This window comes from Vibrio sp. 1727, from assembly GCF_033344415.1.
Taxonomy (GTDB): Bacteria; Pseudomonadota; Gammaproteobacteria; order Enterobacterales; family Vibrionaceae; genus Vibrio; species Vibrio alginolyticus.
On sequence record NZ_JAWPOT010000492.1, the window covers coordinates 1 to 578 of the forward strand.

Sequence of the window (578 nt, forward strand, 5' to 3'; positions counted from 1 at the left end):
GCAGAAGACTTACGCTTATTTCCTTGTTTAGCGTTGGTTTTCTTTCTTATCATTTTAGCGTGATAACCACTTCTTTATCGCCGTCAGGTCGTTTCATTTCAAGATCCTTTTTCGCAAGATCTTGCACTCGACTGTGTTCTGCTAAGGCGGTTTCTTCCAACATCAGGTTGCGCCATTCGCTATCTAATCGCTCGCGCTCAACCAGAGTGTGATCTTTTTCAGTGATCGCTTGACGCGCATGGTGGGTAGCAAATACCACTCCCATTGCTGATGCCATGATCAATAGCAACAATAGTAATGACCAGCGACCAACGGTAATTAAATCCGTGGCGATCAACTTAGCAAGGTTGGGAGTGGGTTTCGTCATAATAATTAAAGCTTTTCAGCAATTCTTAGCACAGAACTGCGCGAACGAGGGTTCATGTCAATTTCTTGTTTGCTCGGTTTTATCGCTTTGCCAACAGTTTTCATGTTTGCGCTGCCAAGCTCTTTGATTTGCGCTTCCGTCAAAGGAATCCCATGTGGAACCTCAGGACCTTTACTTTCTTTGCGGATAAAGCGTTTTACCATGCGGTCTT

The 578-nt window shown here is 44.5% G+C and carries 2 protein-coding genes; both read right to left on the bottom strand.

The genetic code is table 11. From position 1 onward, the window contains the following. Nucleotides 1-49: 49 nt before the first annotated feature. Nucleotides 50-367 (bottom strand): cell division protein FtsL, encoded by a 318-nt coding sequence (ftsL, locus tag R8O10_RS26540; protein ID WP_005458197.1) that lies wholly within the window; start codon nt 365-367, stop codon nt 50-52. 5 nt (nt 368-372) lie between these two features. Continuing rightward, a partial coding sequence (gene mraW, locus R8O10_RS26545) for a 16S rRNA (cytosine(1402)-N(4))-methyltransferase (RefSeq protein ID WP_318192141.1) occupies nt 373-578 on the bottom strand: 206 nt, incomplete at its 5' end.

What these genes read in the sequence shown, in the direction of transcription:
- ftsL (WP_005458197.1), bottom strand. Translation starts at nt 367, where the DNA reads ATGACGAAACCCACTCCCAACCTTGCTAAGTTGATCGCCACGGATTTA.